This is a genomic window from Cellulomonas sp. P24 (assembly GCF_024704385.1).
Classification (GTDB): Bacteria; Actinomycetota; Actinomycetes; order Actinomycetales; family Cellulomonadaceae; genus JAJDFX01.
Genome location: NZ_JAJDFX010000002.1, coordinates 1,991,321 through 2,014,022 on the forward strand (window position 1 = coordinate 1,991,321; position 22,702 = coordinate 2,014,022).

Genomic DNA, 22,702 nt, shown 5'->3' on the forward strand with positions numbered 1-22,702 from the left:
CGAGCTTGTCACCTGGTGTTCATCTCGGTCTCCCTCACGACGCGGCCCGGCGCGCCGACGGGGACGGCGTGACACTCGACATCGCGCGACGGAACCGGCCATGGGTCGCGAACGACCCCGCGGACACGGCGACGTGGGACGGTGCGCCACCCGGCGACTCGACCGTCGGTGCCCTGGGTGACCTCGCGGTCCCGGCCGTCCTCGTCCCCGGCGACAGCCGCACGACCGAGGTCGACGAGCTGTTCCGCCACGACGGGTCGTTGCGCTGCGTGGTGCTGACGACCGCGGACGGCCCGGTGCTCGTCGACCGGTCGGCGTTCGAGGCCGCGCTCACCGGGCGCCTGGGCTACGGGCGGTTGCTGCACTCGCGTCGCGCGGTCGTGGAGATGGTCACCGAGGACACCCTCGTGATGCCCCACGACGCCCCCATCGCCGCCGCAGGCGCCGCGGTGCTCGCGCGCCGCAGCCCGGGAACCGTCGCGAACGCGGTGGTCGTGCGCCAGCCCGACGGAGGGCTCGGCGTCGCGCACGTCTCGACCATCTTCGAGCGCCTCGCGCACGACTACGCCTACCAGTCCCTGCACGACCCGTTGACGCACCTCCCGAACCGGCTCTACCTGATGGAGCAGTTCCACCAGTCCGCCGACGGCGACTGGTCGGCGGTGCTGTTCATCGACCTCGACCGGTTCAAGGACGTCAACGACGAGCTGGGGCACGGGGCCGGCGACCAGGTCCTCGCGCAGTTCGCCGATCGTCTCCGCTCGTCCTGCCGCAGCCACGACGTCGTGGCCCGGCTGGGCGGGGACGAGTTCGCCGTCCTGACCGCGGCTCCGCTGAGCCCTGCGCAGACCCTCGCCCTCGCGGAGCGCCTGGTCCTCGAGGCGGCGGCCCCGTTCACGGTGACCGTGACCGACGCGTCGGGCGTCGTCGCCGAGCACCTCGTGACGATCGGGGCGAGCGTCGGGGTCGCGCACGCCGACCGCTCGCACCCCACGGGCCGGGTGTCGTCGCTGGACGTGCTGCTCAAGCATGCCGACCTCGCGATGTACCGCGCGAAGGAGCACGGGCGCGGACGGACGTCGAACTACGACCCGACGATGGGCGCCGGGCGCGACACCGCCCCGGCGACGCAGGTCCGACGGCAGCTCGAGCGCCGGCTCCGCGAGGCCATCGCGAACCGCACCCTGTCCCTGCACTACCAGCCGCTCGTCCAGCTCCCGTCCGGCCAGGTGTTCGGGGTCGAGGCGCTGGCCCGCTGGCACGACCCGGAGCTGGGCAACGTGCCCCCGGACCGGTTCATCCCGCTCGCCGAGGAGACCGGCCTGATCATCGACCTCGGCGCGTGGGTGCTGTCCACCGCGTGCCTGCAGGGCGCACGGTGGGCCGCCGGTGCGGCGCAGGACCTGAGCGTCGCGGTGAACGTGTCCCCCGTGCAGATCGCCCAGCCGGGGTTCTTCGACGTCGTCGTGGCCGCACTGACCGGCGCAGGTCTGCCTGCCCACCGGTTGTGCCTCGAGATCACCGAGACCGCGGAGATCACCGACGTCGCGGACACCGTGCGGGTGCTCGACCAGCTCCGGCAGCTCGGTGTGCAGGTCGCGCTGGACGACTTCGGCACCGGTCACTCGTCCCTGACGATGCTGCGCTCGCTCCCCCTGGACGTCGTGAAGATCGACCGGTCCTTCGTCGAGCGGGTCGCCCGCAGCTCGCAGGACGCCGTCCTGGTGCGCCTCGTCATCGACACCGCGCACACGTTGGGGCTCGAGGTCTGCGCCGAGGGTGTCGAGTCCGCCGACCAGGCCAGCCAGCTGCTCTCCATGGGCTGCGACTCCGCGCAGGGCTGGTACTTCGGCATGCCGGAGCCGGCGTCCGAGCGCCTCACCCGGTCGCTCGCGCTGCCGCCTGCAGTTCCCCTCGTGGACCCGACGCTCCCACCGCCCGTCCCGCTCGGTGCCGCCGACGAGCTCGTCGTCGTCACGTCGGGTGACCGGACCATCACCTACACCTCGTCGACCTGCGCGGCCATCCTCGGCTGGCGCCCGCAGGACCTCCTCGGGACCTCCGTGGTCGACTACCTCCACCCGGACACCCTCGCGAGGATCGACCGCGGGGAGACGATCCCGGCCCTGCACACCGATGGGCGGTCCACGCACCAGGTCCGCCACCGCGACGGCAGCTACCGCTGGCTGGACACCCGCGCCCAGTCGCTGCGGGACGACGCCGGCGCCGTCATCGAGGTGCTGTTCTTCAGCCGCGACATCACCCTGACCATCCAGACCCAGGACGCGTTGACCGACGCGGAGACGAAGTTCCGGCACGCCTTCGACGACTCCCCCACCGGGATGGCCCTCACCGGTCTCGACGGGAGGCTCCTGCGCGTCAACGACGCCTTCGCCACCATGCTCGGCCGCCGCCCGCGCGACCTGGTCGCCGTCGCAGCCGCCGACCTCACGCACCCCGACGACCGACCCGCGCAGGAGGCCGACCTCGACCTGCTGCGCACCGGCCGCGCGTCCGCGCACGACGTCGTCAGGCGCTACCTCCACCTGGACGGCAGTGTCGTGCCCGCACACGTCACCATCGCCGTCATCAACGACCGCCGCGCCGAACCCGCCTATCTGATCAGCCACATCGTGCCGGCCGCTGGGCTTCCCGCATGACCCGCACTCCGCACTCCGCACTCCGCGCTCCGCGCTCCGCGCCGCGTCTGTGGTGAGAGTGACTCGAGTGACCTCTGAGGTGTCACTCAGGCACCGTCCGTCACACAGGCAACAGGCGCGGCGCGTGGTGCGACCGTCAGGCGCCCTGGCGGGACTCAGGCTCAGAGGAGGCCTCGAGTGTAGGAGGGGCCCGATCGCGGCGTCCCAGCGGAGGTGACGCGCGGCTTCGGCGATCACCAGATTCTTCACGCACCCCGAACGCACCGCTGCCCCCTGCCGCCGGTGAAGGCAGCAGGGGGCAGCGGTCAGATCACCTCTGGGTCAGTGGCGGGCGAAGATCGCCTTCCGGACCCGGGGCTGGAGCAGCGCGCCAGCACCCAGCAGGACCATCGCGACGATCGCCAGGGGCAGCGGGGTCGCGCCGGTGAAGGCGAGGACCCCGGACGAGGCGGTCGGGACCGACGCGTTCGGCGGTGCCGCCAGGACCTCGCTGAAGGTGCACGCGCTGCCCGTCAGCTTCGGAGCCACCGTGAACGTCACCTGAGCCGTGGTGCCGTGGTCGAACGCGTACCCGTCGGTCACGGTCGCCGTCGCGGTCCACGTACCCGGACCGAACGACGTCTTGTCCCACGTGTACCCCACACCGTCGGCCAACGTCGCCGACCCGTCCGCCGTGCACGTCGGGGGAACGATCGTCACCACCGTGTTCGGCGGCGCCGCCAGCACCTGCGAGACGGGGCACACGGTCTGCTCGCTGGCCAGCAGGTCACGCGTCTGCGCCTCGGTCACCGTCGACGCGCTCGTGGCGTCGAGGACCCACCCGCCATTGCTCCACACGTACGGCGTCGTGGTGACCTCACGCGTCTGCTTCACCGTCGTGTCGCCACAGGCCCACGTCCCGTCGACCCACGCGGTCGACGTCACCTTCGGGTCCGGCTGCACGATGGCGCAGTCCGATGCCGCAACGACAGTCACCGTGGTGGTCGCCGTCGCCTCACCGAGTACCCAGTCGCTCTTCTCACCGGTCGTCAGGATCTCGCCCTGAGCAGGCGTCGCAGTCACGACGTAGTCACCCGGGGCAAGACCCGTGGCCGTGCCGCCAGTGACCGTCACGGGCTTCCCGCCGGCGGTCGTGATCGCGTAGGTGACCCCGGCGGTCGTCGGAAGCGTGATCGACCCACCAGTGAAGTCAGCCACACCGCCGTCGCCCACCTGACATGTCTGAGGAGCCACCGTCACGGGGGCCGGCGTGACGTAGCAGTCACCCGTCGCGGCACCCGGCTTGCTGTAGGTCCGCGACGTCGCACCCGTCAGGACGTAGCCCTTGTCGGCCGTCGCCACCATCGTCAACGGGTTGCTCGCGTCCCAGCTGAACGTGATGCCGGCCTGGTTCGTCGGCAGGCCCGGGAGCGACCCGTCGCTCGTGCACGTCGGAGGAACCGGCTCCGGGAACACGGCCGTCACCGCGACGGCGCACGTGGCGTCAGTGACGACACTCGTCTTGGTGACGGTCCAGCTCCCGTACACCTTGTTTCCCAGCACATAGCTGTGTGATCCGGCGTCCCAGGTGTACGCCTGGGTCCAGGACCGCGACTCGGTGGCGACCATGCCGGTGCCGTCAAGCGGGCTGGCGCACACCACAGCGTCGGTTCGGGTCTCCGTGCCGGTCTTGGGCGCGGGCTTGCTGGGCATGCACGACTCGAGATCGACCGTCGTGGTGCTGGTCACGACCTTCGCGCCGTACACCTTCTCGCCGAGCACCCACGTGGTCTTGCTTGCGTCCCAGACATATGCCTGCGTCCAGGCCTGCTTCCACGAAACCTCGGTGGCCGTGCCGTTCGGTGGCGTGGCGCAGACCGGAGTGTCAGTGCCCGTCACGGTGCCGCTGAGCGCCTTCGGCTGGGTTCCGCAGTTGCCGGCAAGGACGACGCGCGCCTCGCTCGTTCGCGAGTACCCGTCCGACCACTTGCCCTTGACCTTCAGGTACGCAGAGGTCGCCGTGCCGGGAACACCCGACTGCGTGACGGTCGCGGACTCGTACGTGCTCGGGTAGTGCGAGCTCGCTCCGATGGTTGTCGGCAGGCCGGCGAGCGTGCCTCCACCCGCGCTGGTGACCTTGCTGACCGTCTCGGTCCTGTTGTAGTCGTTCTTGACCGTCCAGGTCACGGTGTACGTGCCGTCCTGCTGGCATGTGCCGACGCCGGAAACGACGTTGTCGTGCGCCGATGCCGTCGACGTGGCCATGGCGACCATGCCGAACGACAAGAGCAGCGCACTCACCAAGGAGGCGATGGGCTTCTTGAGCTTCATGGTCTGTCCTTCGCTGTCTGCGTGTGTCCCCACGCTCGTGTGAGCTGCGGGCCCGTCTGAGGTCTCCACGTCGCGCTACCCCTCCGCGCGACCGCACACCACCGCGAGGTGCCGGAACTCCGGTGCGGGCTCGGTGCGGCAAGCAACGTATATTCGGACAAAACCGGACACAAGAAAATCGGGCGTATTCGGACACATTTCACCCGCTTGGCTGCATGGGGCAACGACCTGGCCGGCAGCGTTCAGCGCCGACCGTCTCGGCGTGAACGGGAACTCCGAAGGCAGCGACGGGCGGGGCCAGACCGGGGGGCACGCCGACGAGGGAGCCGGTCGGGCTGCGTGAGCGGGTGGTGTGGTGGGTCCGGGCAGCCGGACAGGCTAGCGAAGGTCGGCCGTCGCCCGCGCACGCCCGGTCGACCGGACGCGTTGTGCGACGAGTGCCGTCAGTCCGAGCGCGACGACGGCGAGGCCGTAGGCGAGTGCGGTCGAGCGGAGTCCGATCGAGGCACTGGCGAACCCGGCGAACACGGCCGGCAGGCTGAAGGCCAGGTACGCGATCGTGTAGGCGACCGCGAAGAGCTCGCCGCGCTGCTCCGGGGCCGCGAGCTGTGCCAGCGTCCCGAAGACCGCGCGGGCCGACGCGCCGAACCCGACGCCGGCGACGACGGTCCCCAGCCCGGCGAGCACGATCGAGTGCGCCAGCACGCCGCCCAGCGTCACCGCGGTGCCGGCGGCGAGCAGGACCGCGCTGAAGGTCAGCACTCTCTCGGTCGGCCACCCGCGCACGAGGTACGTCGTCACGGCCCCGGTCCCGCACAGCAGCGTCACGACGAGCCCACCGACGAGGTGGCTGCCCAGGCCGAACAGGCTCACGGCGACCGACGGGCCGAGGGACATGTACAGCCCGCCGAGGGCCCAGCTTGCGACGAGGATCGGGATGATCGTGTAGACGTCGGCGCGCAGGTCCACCGGCACGCCCACCCGCGGGATGAGCGAGGCGCGACCGCCGGGTCGCTTCGCGGAGGTCTCGGGCAGACGGGCCACGACGACACCCGCGAGGAGGGTCCCGACGAGCAGCAGCACGAACACGAGGTGCGTCGGGGCGGGTGCGAACTGGACCAGAGCACCGCAGCCGAGCGCACCGAGGGCCAGGCCGCCGACGGGGGCCACCCCGTTGACCAGGCCCGCTCGCCCAGGGGTGTGGGCCGGGTTCAGGTCGACGAGCGTCGCGCCGAGGGTCGTCGTCGCGGCACCGGTCGCGATGCCCTGGACGACGCGGGCCACGAGCAGGACCGTCACGTCACCGGCGGTCAGGAACAGCACGAGTGCCACCGCTTCGAGGGCAGTCGCGGCGGCGAGCACCGGGCGACGCCCGACGTGGTCGGACAGCGCGCCGATGACGAGCAGCGAGGCGATCAGGCCCAGGACGTAGGCGGCGAAGACGATCGTGAGGGTCGCGGCCGAGAAGCCCCATTCGCGCTGGTAGACGACGTACAGCGGCGAGGGCGCGCTCGAGGCAGCCATGAACAGCACGAGGATCGCGGCGATCGCGACGAAGGCCGCCGGGTGGGACAGGCGTCCCGCGGGGACGGCGATCGTGCGGGCGGGTGACGTCGCAGGCATGTGGCTCCTTACAGATGCAACGATCAATGCGTTAGTGAACGCTACACCAGATGCAACGATCGATGCGTTAGTGGCTGCCACACCAGAAGCAACGATCGATGCGATTATGGAGGCGTGGCGACAACCCCCAGCTCCACACGACCAGGTGGCAGATCCGCGCGGATCCGCGCCGCGGTGCACCGCGCGGTCGAGGAGCTCGTTGCCGAGGGTCCCGCCGAGAACCTGACGATGCCCCTCATCGCCGCCCGCGCCGGCGTCCACCCCACTACCGTCTATCGCCGCTGGGCGTCGCTCGCCGACCTGCTCGGCGAGGTCGCGACCAGCCGATTCTCGGGGGACATCGTCGTGCCTGACACGGGGACCCTCCGTGGCGACCTCGAACGGTGGGTGACCGGCGTCGCCACCGACTTCGGCGACCCGGACGTGCTCGCCCTCATGCGCGCGACGGTCGGCACGAACCCGGCCGGCGGATGCGTCTGCACCGCGGATCGGCACGCGCAGCTCGACGCGATCCTGCAGCGGGAGCGTTCCCGCGGCGGAAACCCGCCCGACCTCGACCGCGCGGTCAACTCCCTGCTCGCCCCGATGTACTACCGGGTCATGTTCACCGCCGACCCCACCGAATCCGCCTGGGCCCTTCGGCTCGTCGACGACCTCCTGCGCTGATCGACACCTCGGTCACCGAGGTTCGCCGGCATCCCGCACCGCAGCCGCCGCCGCCGACAGCGTCACCTCGCAGCGAACCGCTCCCACCGCCACGCCAGGCCGTCCCGGTCCGGGCGGTCGGCCCGCCGCCTCGGCAGCACGATCTCCCGTCCGTGCATCTCCTGGATCCCGTGCCGCAGCATCGGACCGTCGACCTCGTCGAGCAGCGCGCGGTTGACGGCTACCCGGTAGTCCGGGCTGACGCCGAGCATGTTCTGGTCGTACGCGGCGTGGTGGATCTTGCAGAGCGCCAACCCGTTCGACGTCGTGGGGACGCCGTGCTCCTCCGAGTCGGGCACGATGTGCGCCGCGTCGAGCAGCGAGCCGTGCTTCAGCTCGCAGATCGCGCACCGGGTGTCGTAGGCGAGGAGCACGCGGGTCCGGAACGCCGGCTGGTGCAGCCGCTGCCTGGCGAGCCGACGGGCATACTCCCGTTGCGGCTCCGCCAGGTCACGGATCTCGCCCATGAACCGGAACGCCTCGTCCAGCGCGATGACGAACCGGCGGTTCTCGGGTTCGTCGTCGACGACGTACACCGGCACCACGGGCGTCAGGTAGTTCGGCTGCTCCTTGCGGAACAGGATCAGCGGCTGGCCCGTCTCCATCGCGGTGCGGAGCTTGCGGTTGTCACCCGAGAACGGGTCGCCCTTCCGGTACGCGTAGTGGAGCAGCCCGTCCTCGGCCTCCACGTCGTCGTACGGGCCGGTCGCCGACGTGACGATCGACAGCGTCGACGCGAAGTCCTGCGGGTTCCGGATGCCACGCGAGAAGTCGATGATCGGCAGGTCCCGCCCGTCGATGCGGAAGCTCAAGAGCTCCTGCCGGTGCAGGAACCCGCCGTTGGCCTCCGCGCGCTGACGGACCCAGTCGATGACACGCAGGCGGACAGCGGTCTCGACGGTGGTGTCCACGCGGCGAGCTCACCACGTCGGGCCCGGCCGGGCAAGACGGTGCGACCGCGCGGAGGTACGACGTCGTCCGTTTCGCCGATGACGGTCAGCTCCCGACGACGGCGCGGCTGGACGTCCTCACCAGGGCGCTCCACGCACCCTGCGACCGGAGGCCTTGCGTGGCGCGACTCAGGTGAGTCGGTGGCGCAGCAGGCAGAACTCGTTGCCCTCGGGGTCGGCCAGCACGTGCCACGACGCCTCGGGCGGCTGACCGACGTCGACCGGGCGCGCACCGAGGGCGAGCAGCCGCTCGAGCTCGGCGGCCTGGTCGCGATCCGTGGGATTGATGTCGATGTGCAGCCGCAGCTTGGTGGACTTCGGCTCGGTCGTCGGGCTGAAGATCAGGGTCGGCTGCAGACCGCCGAACCCTTCCTCCGGTCCGATCTCGATGTAGCCGTCCTCCTCGTCGAGCACCCGGAAGCCGAGCACCTCGCACCAGAAGTCGGCGAGGCGCTGCGGGTCGAGGCAGTCGATGACCAGTTCGGAGATGCGAGACGCCATGCCCGGCACCTTACGACGACGACGGCAGGACGGCCATCGCATTCGCCGTCGAGCCTGCGCTCCCGCCGATCCCGACGACGGCCCCCGGGATCGCACGGTCGCCGCCGCCCCCACAACCGCACACCGCGGCCGCTTCCTGCGTGACAAGGATCTGCGTCGTCCCCGGGTGATGCGCGCGAGCCAGACCCTCGACCCGTGCGCGTGGACGGGCCGCTCGGCTCCGCGCTCCGCGCCGCGCGTGTGACCTGAGTGACTCCCGTGCCGCCTGGGGCGCCACTCGCGCCCCACGGTGCACACGCGCCCCAGGTGCGGCGCGGAGCGTGTCCGTCGGCTGGGATGGCCGGACAGTCGGCATGGATGGCCGGACGTGCGGCGGCCCCTCGCGGGAGCAGCGGAGCTCTCGACACGGCGGGTTCGCACGGTCGGCGGCAGCCGGCGATCCCGCCGTCAGCGGCCTCGCGCTCACCGTCATGATCGCTCAGAGGAACCCCTGCCGAGCGGAGCGGCCGCGATCGATGCCCTGCGTGACCTGGCGCGCGGCCTCGGCACGTTCCGGGGCGGCCTCTCCTGCCCCCCGGTCGAGCCTCCGACGCAGGCTCGCCCTGCTGCCGAGCACGGCAAGGGCCACGAGGACGACGGCGATCGTGATGTTCCAGACCTTGGGTCCACTCTGCCTCGCGCCCGCAGCAACGACACGCGGATCGGGCACGGCGTGAACCTGCCCGACACGTCCGCTGTCACCCCCAGCAACGACAGAACCCCTCACCAGAACGCTCTCCAGCGCCCGGCAAGGGGTTGTGTCACTTCCAGGTCCTGAGCTGCCTCAGGACCCCGTGGCGGTAGCGGTGAGATTCGAACTCACGGTGGACTTTCACCCACACACGCTTTCGAGGCGTGCTCCTTAGGCCGCTCGGACACGCTACCTCGCGGGGAAGCGTACCCGGTTCGGCCCCGCCGACCGAATCCAGGGTGCCGACGTACCGTGGAGCCGTGCTCGACGCGCCTCTGCTCCCCGGCAACCCCTCTCCTGACCGGGCCGTCTCCCACGGCACCGGCGGCGATGCACCCTCAGCCGGCGGCGATGTCGACCGGCCCCCTGCCGTGAGCAGCACAGGCGTTGCCCACGGCACCACGGACACGGTGAGGGCCGCCACCGCCCTGCTGAGCGGCGCCCGCCTGACGGTCCTGACGGGGGCCGGCGTCTCGACCGATTCCGGCATCCCGGACTACCGCGGCCCCGACTCGCCGCCGCGCACACCGATGACGTACCAGCAGTTCGTGGGCGACGAGGCGTTCCGGCGCCACTACTGGGCGCGGAACCACGTCGGCTGGCGGCACGTCCACCGGACGCACCCGAACGCCGGTCACCGCGCGCTCGCCGAGCTCGAGGCACGCGGCGTCGTCGGCGGACTGATCACCCAGAACGTGGACCTGCTCCACGAGCAGGCGGGGTCCCGGAACGTGATCGACCTGCACGGCCGGTACGACCGGGTGATCTGCCTGGGCTGCCGGACGGTCATCTCGCGCGCAGAGCTCTCGACACGTCTGGAGGAGCTGAACCCGGGCTTCGTCGAGCAGGTCGGTGCGGTCGCGGACGTCGAGATCGCCCCGGACGCCGACGCGGTGATCGAGTCGACGGCGCACTTCGTCGTGGCGGCGTGCGACCGCTGCGGCGGGATCCTCAAGCCCGACATCGTGTACTTCGGCGAGAACGTGCCGCGCGAGCGCGTTGACCGGGCGTACGCGATGGTCGACGCCGCGGACGCGCTGCTCGTCGCCGGGTCGTCGCTCACGGTGATGTCGGGTCTGCGGTTCGTGCGGCACGCTGCCACGACCGGGAAGCCCGTCGTGATCGTCAACAGAGGCGCCACCCGGGGAGACCCGCTCGCGACCGTGCGCGTGGACGCCGGGACCTCCGAGGTGCTCTCGACGCTCGCGCTGGTGCTGCCCGCGGTCCGCACGCCGATCGCATAGCGCCCGCGCTCGGCCGCGGCTGGACCGCACCGTCTCACCACCGAACCGTCTCACCACCGCACCGCGTCGCCGCCGCGCGCCGCCACCCGACCTCACCGCCACCCGATCTCGCCACCATCCGACCTCACCGTTGCGTCGCGAAGAACTCCCGGATCAGCTCGCCGCACTCGTCCTCGAGGACCCCGCCGACCACCTCGACGCGGTGGTTCAACCGCCGATCCCGCACGAGGTCCCACTGGGAGCCGCACGCCCCGGCCTTCGGGTCCCACGCGCCGAGCACGAGCCGGGGCACGCGCGCGAGCACCGTCGCTCCGGCGCACATGGCGCACGGTTCGAGGGTCACCACGAGGGTGCAGTCGTCGAGCCGCCACCGTCCGAGCACCCGTGCGGCCTCCTGCAGGGCCCTCACCTCGGCATGGGCGGTCGGGTCCGCGTCGGCCTCGCGCGCGTTGTGCCCTCGGCCGACGACGGCACCGTCGGGGCCGAGCACGACGGCGCCGACCGGCACGTCCCCGGTCGCGAGGGCGAGCCTGGCCTCGGCGAGCGCCGAGCGCATCGCTGCGGCGTCGTCCTCGCGCACGGTTCCCATGGCGCACATCCTCCCGCGCCCGGACCGGACCGGCGCGCACCTCGCGGGCGGTAGGTTGTCCGCATGCGCCTGCACGTCGCGGACCACCCGCTCGTCGCCCACAAGCTCACCGTCCTGCGGAACCAGGACACGACGTCGCCCACCTTCCGCCTCCTGGTCGACGAGCTCGTCACGCTCCTCGCCTACGAGGCGACACGGGACGTGCGGGTGCAGCCGTTCCCGATCGTGACGCCGGTCGCGCCGACCGTCGGCACCAAGCTCGCCGACCCGCGGCCGATCGTCGTGCCGATCCTGCGCGCGGGGCTCGGGATGCTCGACGGGATGACGCGGCTGCTGCCGACGGCCGAGGTCGGGTTCCTCGGCATGCGGCGTGACGAGGAGACCCTCGAGGCGATCACGTACGCCAACCGCCTCCCGGACGACCTCTCCGGGCGCCAGTGCTTCCTGCTGGACCCGATGCTCGCGACCGGGGGCACGCTGGTCGCGGCGATCGAGTACCTGTTCGACCGAGGCGCGCGCGACGTGACCGCGGTCTGCATCATCGCGGCACCGGAGGGGCTCAAGGTCGTCGAGGACGCGGTGGGCGACCGGGGCGACGTCACCGTCGTCGTCGCGGCGGTCGACGAGCGCCTCAACGAGAAGGCGTACATCGTCCCGGGTCTCGGCGACGCGGGCGACCGGCTCTACGGCATCGTCTGACCCCGTTCGCGCTCGTCCGAGCTCATCCGAGCTCGTCCGAGCTCGGGCAAACCGGACACATCGGTCGACCTGCGAGACCGATAGGTGCATCGGTGCGAAATCCGCGCGAAGATCGTCCCGAGCACCACTCATCCACATGACCGGAAGGCCTCCGCCACGGCGGCAGCCGACCAGAGAGCGTTCTCACCGACTCGGGGGATGTCCGGTGAGAACTCGCGCTGCTGCACCTGCGAGCTTGGGGGAGCACGTAGCGGGCGCGGCGCGGCAGGAGGCGAGGGGCGGATCCCGGCGGGGTCCGCCCCTCGTTTCGTCCAGGGTGCGTGGTCGATGCGTGCGAGGTGCCTGGGTGGCACGGAGTCGGGTATGGACCCGCCGTCCACAACCGTTGTGGATGAATCGGGTGCTTTTCCACAGTCCTCCACAGCGTCATGCACAGGGATACCCACATCTGGGGGTGACCTGCGACTCACACCACAACATCTAGCCCATGGACGTTGCTCATGTCGGTGATCGGGGATAGCGTCGAACCCTGCTCGAACCAGCTCGTGAGCACCCGCCCGACGTCGTGCCGGTGCCGAGTGCCCGTCCGCACCGCCCGCCAGCACCGTCCATCCATCAGCACAGTCCGTCCATCAGCACAGTCCGCCAGCCGCTCCATCAAGTCGCGAGGTATTGCGCCGTGACCCTCACCGACCCCGCCCAGCACCTCGGGAACACCAGCACCGGAGAGCCCGGAGCGCCGACCGCGCCCGCTCCCCTCACCCCCGCGAAGTCGGGCCAGATCCACGTCACCAAGCGCGACGGCACCCGCGAGCTCTACAACGCGGACAAGATCAACCAGGCCATCGTCAAGGCCGCCGCCGGTCTCGAGGACCACATCGGCAAGGCCATGCAGGTCGCGGCCGAGCTCGCGATCACGCTGTTCGACGGCATCACGACCGAGCAGCTCGACGAGGCCGCGATCGGCGTCGCGGTGCAGAACGTCAAGGACGACCCGGACTTCGACACGATCGCCGCCCGGCTGCTCCGCAAGGTCATCAACAAGCGCGTGCTCGGCAACTACGAGTCCGACCTCGAGATGACGCTGCTGCACCAGGCGAGGTTCCCCGGGTACATCCGCGAGGCCGTCGAGCAGGGGCTCCTCGACGAGAGGCTCGCGACGCTGTTCGACCTCGACGCGCTCGCCGCGGCGATCGACCCGAGCCGCGACGACCTGCTCCGGTACATCGGCACGGTCACGATGCGCAACCGCTACATGATCAACGACCGCAACGGTCGCGCGCTCGAGGTGCCGCAGTACTTCTGGATGCGGGTATCGATGGGCCTGGCGCTCAACGAGGCCGACCCGACGGCCTGGGCGATCCGGTTCTACGACAAGATCTCCCGGCTCGACTACCTGCCCGCGGGCTCGACGCTCGTCAACGCCGGGACGTCCTACCCGCAGCTCTCCAACTGCTTCGTCATGCAGATGGAGGACGACATCGAGCACATCGCGACGTCCGTCCGCAACGTCATGTGGCTGACCAAGGGCACCGGCGGCATCGGGCTGTCGGTGACCAAGCTGCGTGCCGAGGGCTCACCGATCCGGTCCAACAACACGACCTCGACCGGCCCGATCCCGTTCATGCACACGATCGACTCGACGCTGCGCGCGATCTCCCGCGGCGGCAAGAAGTTCGGTGCGCTGGCGTTCTACATGGAGAACTGGCACCTCGACTTCGCCCAGTTCCTCGACCTCAAGCAGAACTCGGGCGACCCGTACCGCCGGGTGCGGACCGCCAACACCGCGGTGTGGATCTCCGACGAGTTCATGAAGCGCGTCGCCGCCGACGACGACTGGTACCTGTTCGACCCCGCCGAGACGCCGGACCTCGTCGAGCTGTACGGTCGCGAGTTCTCCGAGCGTTACGCGTACTACGTCGCGCAGGCGCAGGCCGGGAAGATCCGCTCGTTCAAGCGACTCAAGGCGCGCGAGCAGTACAACGCGATCCTGGTGACCCTGCAGACGACGTCGCACCCGTGGCTGACCTGGAAGGACACCATCAACCTCCGGGCCCTGAACAACAACACGGGCACGATCCACCTGTCGAACCTCTGCACCGAGATCACGCTGCCGCAGGACCGGGACAACATCTCGGTCTGCAACCTCGCGTCGATCAACCTGTCCGAGCACCTCGTGCCGCAGGCCGACGGCTCGCTCGGCTTCGACTGGGAGCGGATGCGGACGTCGGTGTCGTACGCGGTCCGTCAGCTCGACAACCTCGTCGACATCACGCTGTCCTCGGTGTCGGAGTCCGAGCGGGCGAACCAGCAGAACCGCGCGATCGGCCTCGGCGTGATGGGCTTCACCGACGTCACCGAGCGACTCGGCTACGCGTACGAGTCCGCCGAGGCGATCGACCTGCTCGACGAGGTCGTGGAGTTCATCTCGTTCCACGCGATCGACACGAGCGCGGACCTCGCCCGCGAGCGCGGCTCGTACGCGACGTACGCCGGCTCCGGCTGGTCCCAGGGCCTGGTCCCGATCGACACGATCGCCCGGGTCGAGGCAGACCGCGACGTCCCGGTGCAGGTCGACCGCACCACCCGGCAGGACTGGGACTCGATGCGGATCAAGGTCGCCGGCGGCATGCGCAACGCGACGCTCATGGCGATCGCCCCGACCGCGTCGATCGGCCTCGTCGCCGGCACGACGCCCGGCCTCGACCCGCAGTTCTCGCAGATCTTCTCCCGCGCGACCAGCTCGGGGAAGTTCCTCGAGGTCAACCGCAACCTCGTGCGCGACCTGCAGCAGCTCGGGCTCTGGGAGCAGGTCCGCGACGACCTCCTCGCGACCCAGGGCGACCTGTCCCGGGTGCCCGGCGTCCCGGAGCACCTCAAGGCGGTCTACCGGACGTCGTTCCAGCTCTCGCCGTACGCGTACATCGACGTCGCGTCCCGCGCCCAGAAGTGGATCGACCAGGCGATCAGCCGGAACATCTACCTCGAGTCCCGCGACATCTCCGAGATGGCACGCCTGTACGCGGCCGCGTGGGAGAAGGGCGTCAAGACGACCTACTACCTGCACGTGAAGCCCCGGCACACCGCCGAGCAGTCCACCGTCCGGGTCAACAAGGCGGAGACCCTGCCGGCCGGACGCGGTGCCACGACCGTGCGCCCCGCGGAACCGGGTGCTGCCTCCGCACCGCGGCGTGGCTTCGGCTTCGGCAAGGCAGCGGGCACGACGACGCCCACGTCGGACGCTTCCGCCACCGCCGCCGCCACCACCGCCTCGGACTCGGGTGCCTCGACGGACACGCCGTTGTCGATTGCCTCTGTGTCGGCTCCAACTCCCGAGGCGCCCACACCCACACCCACACCCACGCCCGCTGCCGCTGCCGAGCCCGCTCCGGCGACCACATTCTCGTCACTGACCACCCACGCGGCGCCGCCGTCGGTGCTCGCAGCAGTGGTCGACGCCGCCCGTCAGGTGTCTCCCGCGCGCACGTCGGCGCCGACACCGGAGCCGTCCGCTGCACCCGCTGCACCCGTCACCCCCGCTCCGGCTTCGGCTTCGGGCGCGTCGCACCGGCGGAAGCCACCTCAGCACCGCCCGCGTCCGCACCGTCCACCTACGCACCGCCCACCGACCTGACGCCGCCGCCGTCGGCCACGGTCCTCGAGGTGCAGGAGGCCGACATCATCGACGGCGTCGCGTGCCCCGTCGACCCGATGGAACGCCTGCAGTGCGAGTCCTGCCAGTGACGACAGCGACGACAGCGACGACACAGTCGTAGATCGACCGCCCCCGACGAAGGAGCTCCCATGTCTGCCCCGCACTCGATCCTCGGGACCGGAATCTCCGAGGGCCTGCTGCTGAAGCCCGTCCGCTACCAGTGGGCGATGGACCTGTACGACCAGGCCGTCGCGAACACGTGGTTCCCGAACGAGATCCAGCTCGGCGAGGACCTCGCGGACTTCAAGCGCATGACCGACGAGGAGAAGCACGCCGTCACGTTCCTCATGTCGTACTTCAACCCGAACGAGCTGCTCGTCAACAAGGCGCTCGCCTTTGGTGTCTACCCCTACATCAACGCCCCCGAGGCGCACCTGTACCTCGCGAAGCAGATGTGGGAGGAGGCCAACCACTGCATGTCGTTCGAGTACGTCCTCGAGACGTTCCCGATCGACCGCACCGAGGCGTACTCCTCGCACGTGTCGGTGCCGTCGATGGCCGCCAAGGAGGAGTTCGAGGTCCGCTACATCAAGCGGATGACGGAGCAGACGCTCGACATCACGACCACCGAGGGCAAGCGCGACTTCATCCGCAACCTGGTCGCGTACAACATCATCCTCGAGGGCATCTGGTTCTACTCGGGCTTCATGGTCGCGCTGAGCTTCCGGCAACGGAACCTGCTGCGGAACTTCGGCTCACTCATGGACTGGGTCGTGCGGGACGAGTCGCTGCACCTGAAGTTCGGCATCAACCTCATCCTCACCGTCCTCGACGAGAACGAGGACCTGCAGACGCCCGAGTTCGCGGAAGAGATCCGTCAGATGATCCTCGACAGCGTCGAGATGGAGGAGCAGTACAACCGCGACCTCCTGCCGACCGGGATCCTCGGACTCAACGCCGACTACGTGAACCAGTACGTGAAGTACCTCGCCGATCGCCGGCTCGAGGAGCTCGGGTTCGAGCCGCACTACAAGGTGTCCAACCCCGCCAAGTGGATGGCGGCGGCCAACGACACCCTGCAGCTCGTGAACTTCTTCGAGGCGACCAACACCTCCTACGAGGTCAACGCACGCTCCGGGAGCTGATCGCGCGGTCTCACCCTCGAGATTCTCAAAGGTCCGTCACGATTCTGCCGATGTGACGGTAGCGACCGGGGCAGATCGTCTCGGCGCCCTGCGATCGAGGACCGTCGTGACCGTCAGTCTCGGGCACCTACGAGGCGGCACGCTGCCGTCAGAGGCCCGCACGCGCCTCCGCGAGCTCCTCCGCGGCTGGGTCGTCGTCCTGACGCTCATGGTCGCGACGGACATCCTCGTCGTCTCCACCAACCAGGCCCCGCAGGCGTATCTCGCGGCGTTCCTCGTCATCGCGGGGATCGGCGTCGTCGCCCGGTGGAGCACCTTCGCGGTGCTGGTCGGCTACGTCGTCATCCGGTTCGCCGCAGTCGGCGACCGCTCCTACACGGCCTGGCTGCTCGCCGCGTGCGGCGTCGCCTTCGCCTCGTGGAGGTACAGCGCACACGTCAGCGAGCGGCAGCGGCGACGGCACGCCGAGCTCGAGCACCTCGCGACGCACGACGAGCTCACCGGGCTCCCGGTCCGGTCCCGCCTGCGATCGGTCGCCACCGAGCTCGTCCCCGAGGTGACCACGTCGCTGACCCTCGCGATCGTGGATCTCGACCGGTTCGTCGAGATCAGCAGGACGCTCGGGCGCGAGCTCGGCGACGACCTGATCGTCGAGATCGCCACCAGGATCGTCCGCGCGGTACGACCGCAGGACGTCGTCGGTCGGCTCGGACCCAGCCAGTTCGGGGTGCTGCTCCCCGACGCCACCCTCCCGTTCGCCCGGTCCATCGTCGAGGCGGTCCGCCGGCAGGTCACCACGACGATGAACCTCGGTGGCGTCGACGTCGGCGTCGAGGCGACCGTCGGCATCGCCCAGTGGTCGACCCCCACGTCCGGGAGCCCGGCGGCCGAGCCGGATCGCGTCGTCGCCGACCTGCTGCGCCAGGCAGAGATCGCGGTTCACGAGGCCAAGAACCAGCTCGCCCCCGCAGCGGTCTACGACGTGGCCGTCGAGGCGCACAGCGCCGACCGGCTCGAGCTGCTCGCCGAGCTCCGCGAGGCGATCGACACCCGCTCCCTCTCGGTGCGGTACCAGCCCGTGCTCGACCTCGACACGTCGCACGTGCGGTGCGTCGAAGCGCTGGTGCACTGGCAGCACCCGACCCGCGGGCTGCTGACGCCCCGGGAGTTCGTCCCTCTCGCGGAGGCCACAGCCCTCAGCGGCCCGCTGACCACCCTCGTCCTGGACCTCACCCTCGCCCAGTCCGCGGTGCTCGCCTCGACCGGGCGCCCCGTCGAGATGTCCGTCAACATCTCGCCTCGCACCCTGCTCGCGACCGGGTTCGCCGCCCAGGTCCTCGAGGCCCTCGATCGTCATGAGGTCTCCCCCGCCATGCTGCGCCTCGAGATCACCGAGGCCGGGTTGCACGCCGACCCGTTCGGGGCACGCGCCGTCCTGCAGCGACTGACCGACCACGGCATCAAGGTGTCGATCGACGACTTCGGTGCCGGGTACTCCTCACTCACGCACCTGCGCGACCTGCCCGTCGACGAGCTCAAGATCGACCGAGGGTTCGTGACCGGGCTGGCGACCACCGCGGCGGACAGCACCGGTGGCGACCCGATGGTCGTCCGTGCCGCGGCACTCCTCGGCCACACGTTGGGGATGACCGTCGTCGCCAAGGGCGCCGAGACCTCCGCAACCGTCGAGACCGTCAAGCTGCTGGGCTGCGACTGCGTGCAGGGGTACTTCCTCGCGCGACCGATGGACCCTGAGCGCCTGCTTCACTACCTCGGGCCGCAGACGGCGCGGTTCTTCAGCCCTGGTGGGCGGTCGTCACGGTGAGGACCCCGATCAGGTACTGATCGCCGGACGTCGACGCCACGACGGTGTTGACCCCCGCGGTGAGCGTCGCGGGCGCAAACCCCTTCGCATCCACCCCGAGCGAGTTCACGTCGGAGGACCCGATCGCGGTCGAGTCGAACGCGTTGTCCGCCGCCCCGAGGCTGGTCGTCCCTGTCGACGGATTCCAGCGCAACGGCGTCAGCGCCGTCCCGTTGAGGCCCAGCTTGTCGCCCGACGTCCCCTGGTCACCCTCCCAAGCCACCACCCCGAGCCGGACGGGCTGCTGCGCCAGGCCACGGAACGCGAACGGCACCGAGCTGTTCGAGGCGACCCACGCCCCGCCGTCGTACACCGTGACGTCGCCGGTGCCACCGGAGTACACGACCACGAGGGCCCAGCCCGCGTAGTAGGTCGGCGACGGGTCCGTGGCCCCGACCGGCAGGGCGATGTCCGCCACCGACCAGGTCCCGCTGCCGGCAGCAGCCACCTGGGAGGTCACGTCCGCGAACGACTGGTAGTACGAGCGGCCCCCGGAGTCCGTCACCTTCGCGACGACCGTCCCGCTGACGTCCCGGTACCCGGCGTCACCCGGCCCCCGGAGCCGCGCGTTGGTCAGCGGGGCACCGAAGGTCTGCGCCGGACCGGCGTTCGCCGACCAGTACAGACCCGCGAACGTGACCGTCCGCCCGGCAGGGACCGTGAGCGTCGACGAGGACGACGTCTGCGTCCCGCCCGCGGCGTTGAGCGGCACCATCGTGAGGCTGTTGTTGTTCCCCGACCGCGTGCCGTCGAGGATGTCGGTGCAGGTGGCGGAGGGTGCGCACGTGAGGAGCGGGGCACCGATCTCGGTCACGTCCGACGCAGCGGACGACGTGTACCGCGGCGCCAGGCCACCGTCGGCGATGCTCGCCACGAGGTGCTGCTCGACCGGGACGAGACCGTCCGCCCGGATGCTGAGCAGCAGGTCGGCGACCCCGGCGGCACTCGGCTTGAGCCCGATCTCGACCGGCACCTCGGCACCGACGGCCAGGTCCCCGAGCGCGCACGTCACGGTGGCGGTCGCGGTGCCGGTCGTCGTGCACGGCGTCGCACCGACCCGGCTCGTGTCGAGGTCGATGCCTGACGGCAGGACCACGTCGGCAACCACGTGGTGCGCGACGGCGTCCCCGGTGTTCACCACCGTGAACGTGACCGTCCCGGACCTGCCGGCGGACAGCGCCGCGAGCGGTGCCGGGTTGCCGAACTCGAGCACCGGGGCCGGGGCGGGAAGCTGCGTCGTCGTCACGGTCGCTGCCGCCGACGGTGCCACCGTGCCGTCACGGAACGCCACCGCGGTGAGTACGCCTGTCGGCTGCTGGAGGGCGGCCTCAGTCGCGACGAGGGTGGGTGTCAGGTCGAGCGACGCACCGACCTCGAGGGTCGGCCGCCGGCAGTCGATCGTCCCGTCGGATCCCGCGGTGCAGGTCCAGCCGGTCGGCTGTGCGGCCGACGGGTCCAGGCCGACGCCGGCCGGCGGCGTGATCACCACGTCGATGCCGTGCAGCTCCGGGCCGGACACGTGCTGCACCGTGAGCTGGACCGGCGTCGGGACACCGATGGCAAGGCTCGCGGTGCTCGGGGCCTTCACCGCGAGCTCGCCGGGCGACGGCACCACGGCCAGGACGGCGTCGCCGAGGGCCGGCGCGCTCGATCCGGTCCACGTGAGCGCGCGACCGACTCGCAGCGTCGGCGACGGGGCCGCGAGCACCCGGGTGTCCGCGACGGCCGTCAGGGCCAGTGCCGGCGTGACGGCGTCCGGGCCGAGCGACGGGTACGAGCACGTCAACGCCGCCGCACCCCCGATGACCGGCCCCTGGTCGGGTACGCACGTCCACCCGGCGTCGGCCGCACCCGCAGCGTCGAGCGTCAGCCCCTCCGGTACCGAGAGGGCGAGCGACAGGGCCGTCGCGGTCTGACCGCCGACGTTCGACACCGTCCACGTCAGCGGCTGCGGCTCGGCCGCGGTGAATGCGTCCACCGTCGGGTCCGTCACCATCAGGACCGCCGGCATGGTCGTCACGTGCGCCGGCACGTTCAGGCGGGTGGGGGCGATCCCGGAACCGCTGAGGTCGAGCACGACCGTCCCGTCGCCGCCCGCCGTCTTCACCACCTCGAGCTTCACCGTCAGGTGGGTCACCGCTCCGCCCGCCAGCTCGGGGAGCCGACAGGTCATCGAGCCGGCCGTGGTCGTGATGCACGTCCAGCCCACGGTCGGCAGGGTGCCGATCCGGACCGAGCGACCCACGCCGCCGACGACGACGTCTCCCTGGGCGCCGGCCACCGGACTCACTCCCGGTGGGAGCGTCAGCACGGCGACGAGGTCCGTCGCGGTCGACTGGCCGCTGTTCTGCAGTCCGATGCTCACGGACGTCGAGGTCCCGGCCGACAGCTCGACCGCGAGCTGGGAGGACACCACCGTGATGCTCGCCGGTGTCAGGACGGGATCCTGGGTCGGGCTCGCGGTCGGCGTCGTGGTGGTCGGTGTGGTGGTCGTCGTCGTTGTCGTGCCGGTGCTCGCGCCCGTGCCTGGCACGGTCGACCCGGTGGGCGGTGCCGTCGTCGCGGGCGCGGTCGGCTGCTCCGTGGGCACGGTCTCGGCGACCGATGCGCCTGCTGGTGGCGTCGCGCCCGGTGCCACCGCACCGGCGGACGGTGCAGCGGCCGAGCTCACGTGGGCCGTCCCCCCGGTCCCCGGGAGCAGCCCGAGCGCCCCGGCGGTGACGAGACCGCCCACCACGATCACTCCGGCGAGCGCCGCTGCGATGGCTCCGCCGGACAACGAGCCGAGGAACGCGAGGATGCCTCCGCCGCTCGCCGCGACCCCTGCGGTGGCACCGACCGACGCCGCTGCACCGGCCGCGACACCTCCCGAGCCGGCCCCTCCCGACGCGGCCCCGCCGAGCGCGCCTGCCCCCGAGGCGGCGACGCCTGCGCCGACGAGCGAGCCCGTCGACGCCGCCGCGCTGGCCGCAGCGCCTCCCGACGCGGTGCCCGCGGCCACGGTGCCGCCCTCCGCCGCCGCACCGCCTGCCGCACTTCCCCCGGCCGCCCCCTGACCGGCCGCGCCGGCCCCGGCGGCCAGACCACCCGCGACCGGGAGTCCCTTCGCAAGCGCCGACAGCCCGGCGAGGCCGAGGACGAGGGGCGCGATGACGGTCCGCATGCCGTGGTTGACGTCGCCGAGCTCGAGCAGCAGCGCCCGGCAGTCCTCGCACGACTCGAGGTGCTCCTGGACCTGCGCGGTCTCGCGCCTCGCGAGCCCACCACGTACGTACGCACCGAGCTTGTCCGCGCAGGGTCGGCAGGCGTCGGTCGGCGGCGCCTGCAGGTGCTCCTGGAGGTAGGCCTGCCGCAGTCCCTCGCGGGCACGGTAGGACAACGCCGCGACGCCGTTCGCCGTCAGACCCAGCAGCGGGGCGATCTGCGCCGGTGAGAGGCTCTCGACCTCGGTGTACCAGAGGACGGCCTGCCAGCGTTCCGGGAGCGTGGCGTACGCACGGGACACGACGTTGCGCTCGAAGCCCGCCATCGCGGGTTCCTCCGTCGACGCGGCCATCCCGAGCCCGGACTCGAAGGTCTCGACGTCGTCCGTCGGGGCCACGCGACGCAGGCCGTCCTTCCGGGTCATCGCGAGGCGGCGGACCACGGTGAACAGGTAGGCGCGGAAGGCGACGTCCGGCCCGCCGCCGTACTGGAACACCGAGAACACCTTGGTGAAGGCCTCGGAGACCACGTCCTCGGCGTCAGCAACCGACGTGGAATACTGTCGCGCGACCACGAGCGCGGCCCCGGCGTGACGTTCGTAGAGCGCGGCAAAGGCAGCGGAATCGCCTCCGCGGGCAGCAGCGATCAGCTCGGCGTCTCCGAGCACCTCGCCACCGACGCGAGCGTCGCTGGTCACTGCCGTTGTCTCCTTCGTGCGGGAATTCGGTGTTCGTCCCGCGTGTCCTGGTTCCCTATGGTCCCCCGAGCGGGTGATTTCCGGAAGCCTGACCGGATCTCGCGTCATGGCGGGCGCTCTGCTCGC

Annotated in this window: 14 protein-coding genes and 1 tRNA gene; 7 read left to right on the forward strand and 8 right to left on the reverse strand. The window is 71.0% G+C overall.

The features are described 5' to 3' along the window. Nucleotides 1–68: 68 nt before the first annotated feature. Nucleotides 69–2,660 (forward strand): EAL domain-containing protein, encoded by a 2,592-nt coding sequence (locus tag LJB74_RS09345; protein ID WP_259308278.1) that lies wholly within the window; start codon nucleotides 69–71, stop codon nucleotides 2,658–2,660. A gap of 321 nt (nucleotides 2,661–2,981) precedes the next feature. On the opposite strand, the gene LJB74_RS09350 is transcribed toward LJB74_RS09345, so the two are convergent. Together LJB74_RS09350 and LJB74_RS09355 are read right to left on the reverse strand one after the other, a co-directional pair. After that, nucleotides 2,982–4,970: a hypothetical protein gene (locus tag LJB74_RS09350; protein ID WP_259308279.1), complete on the reverse strand. Its 1,989-nt coding sequence runs from the start codon at nucleotides 4,968–4,970 to the stop codon at nucleotides 2,982–2,984. Nucleotides 4,971–5,348: 378 nt separating this feature from the next. Further along, entirely contained in the window at nucleotides 5,349–6,593 is a 1,245-nt protein-coding gene (locus LJB74_RS09355; RefSeq protein ID WP_259308280.1) for an MFS transporter, read from the reverse strand. Between the two features lie 114 nt (nucleotides 6,594–6,707). On the opposite strand from LJB74_RS09355, the gene LJB74_RS09360 reads away from it, so the two are divergent. Then, nucleotides 6,708–7,259 (forward strand): TetR/AcrR family transcriptional regulator, encoded by a 552-nt coding sequence (locus LJB74_RS09360; protein WP_259308281.1) that lies wholly within the window; start codon nucleotides 6,708–6,710, stop codon nucleotides 7,257–7,259. 62 nt (nucleotides 7,260–7,321) lie between these two features. Here LJB74_RS09360 and LJB74_RS09365 read toward each other — a convergent pair whose 3' ends face one another. The 4 genes from LJB74_RS09365 to LJB74_RS09380 all read right to left on the reverse strand — a co-directional run bounded on the left by LJB74_RS09365 (nucleotide 7,322) and on the right by LJB74_RS09380 (nucleotide 9,673). After that, nucleotides 7,322–8,209 carry an HNH endonuclease gene (locus tag LJB74_RS09365; RefSeq protein WP_259308282.1) on the reverse strand — a complete coding sequence of 296 codons (888 nt, stop codon included), beginning with the start codon at nucleotides 8,207–8,209 and terminating at the stop codon, nucleotides 7,322–7,324. A gap of 168 nt (nucleotides 8,210–8,377) precedes the next feature. Then, complete coding sequence (locus tag LJB74_RS09370) at nucleotides 8,378–8,749, reverse strand: VOC family protein (protein ID WP_259308283.1); 372 nt, start codon at nucleotides 8,747–8,749, stop codon at nucleotides 8,378–8,380. 478 nt (nucleotides 8,750–9,227) lie between these two features. Continuing rightward, on the reverse strand, nucleotides 9,228–9,458 hold the full coding sequence (locus tag LJB74_RS09375; RefSeq protein ID WP_259308284.1) for a hypothetical protein: 231 nt from the start codon (nucleotides 9,456–9,458) through the stop codon (nucleotides 9,228–9,230). Nucleotides 9,459–9,583: 125 nt separating this feature from the next. Beyond that, nucleotides 9,584–9,673 (reverse strand) — tRNA-Ser (locus LJB74_RS09380). Between the two features lie 177 nt (nucleotides 9,674–9,850). Between LJB74_RS09380 and LJB74_RS09385 the strand changes: the two genes are divergently transcribed. After that, nucleotides 9,851–10,723 carry an NAD-dependent protein deacetylase gene (locus LJB74_RS09385; RefSeq protein ID WP_396125222.1) on the forward strand — a complete coding sequence of 291 codons (873 nt, stop codon included), beginning with the start codon at nucleotides 9,851–9,853 and terminating at the stop codon, nucleotides 10,721–10,723. Nucleotides 10,724–10,847: 124 nt separating this feature from the next. Here LJB74_RS09385 and LJB74_RS09390 read toward each other — a convergent pair whose 3' ends face one another. Then, nucleotides 10,848–11,312 carry a nucleoside deaminase gene (locus tag LJB74_RS09390; protein WP_259308285.1) on the reverse strand — a complete coding sequence of 155 codons (465 nt, stop codon included), beginning with the start codon at nucleotides 11,310–11,312 and terminating at the stop codon, nucleotides 10,848–10,850. Between the two features lie 63 nt (nucleotides 11,313–11,375). Between LJB74_RS09390 and upp the strand changes: the two genes are divergently transcribed. From upp to LJB74_RS09410, 4 genes are all read left to right on the forward strand, one after another. After that, nucleotides 11,376–12,011, forward strand: a complete 636-nt coding sequence (gene upp / locus LJB74_RS09395) for a uracil phosphoribosyltransferase (RefSeq protein ID WP_259308286.1) — start codon at nucleotides 11,376–11,378, stop codon at nucleotides 12,009–12,011. Between the two features lie 679 nt (nucleotides 12,012–12,690). Further along, nucleotides 12,691–15,645, forward strand: a complete 2,955-nt coding sequence (locus tag LJB74_RS09400; RefSeq protein WP_259308287.1) for a ribonucleoside-diphosphate reductase subunit alpha — start codon at nucleotides 12,691–12,693, stop codon at nucleotides 15,643–15,645. A gap of 170 nt (nucleotides 15,646–15,815) precedes the next feature. Further along, nucleotides 15,816–16,811 carry a ribonucleotide-diphosphate reductase subunit beta gene (locus tag LJB74_RS09405; RefSeq protein ID WP_259308288.1) on the forward strand — a complete coding sequence of 332 codons (996 nt, stop codon included), beginning with the start codon at nucleotides 15,816–15,818 and terminating at the stop codon, nucleotides 16,809–16,811. 106 nt (nucleotides 16,812–16,917) lie between these two features. Further along, nucleotides 16,918–18,636: a bifunctional diguanylate cyclase/phosphodiesterase gene (locus LJB74_RS09410; protein ID WP_259308289.1), complete on the forward strand. Its 1,719-nt coding sequence runs from the start codon at nucleotides 16,918–16,920 to the stop codon at nucleotides 18,634–18,636. On the opposite strand, the gene LJB74_RS09415 is transcribed toward LJB74_RS09410, so the two are convergent. Further along, nucleotides 18,608–22,576 (reverse strand): sigma-70 family RNA polymerase sigma factor, encoded by a 3,969-nt coding sequence (locus LJB74_RS09415; protein WP_259308290.1) that lies wholly within the window; start codon nucleotides 22,574–22,576, stop codon nucleotides 18,608–18,610. The two genes, LJB74_RS09410 and LJB74_RS09415, sit on opposite strands and share 29 nt — an antisense overlap. Between the last annotated feature and the right edge of the window lie 126 nt (nucleotides 22,577–22,702).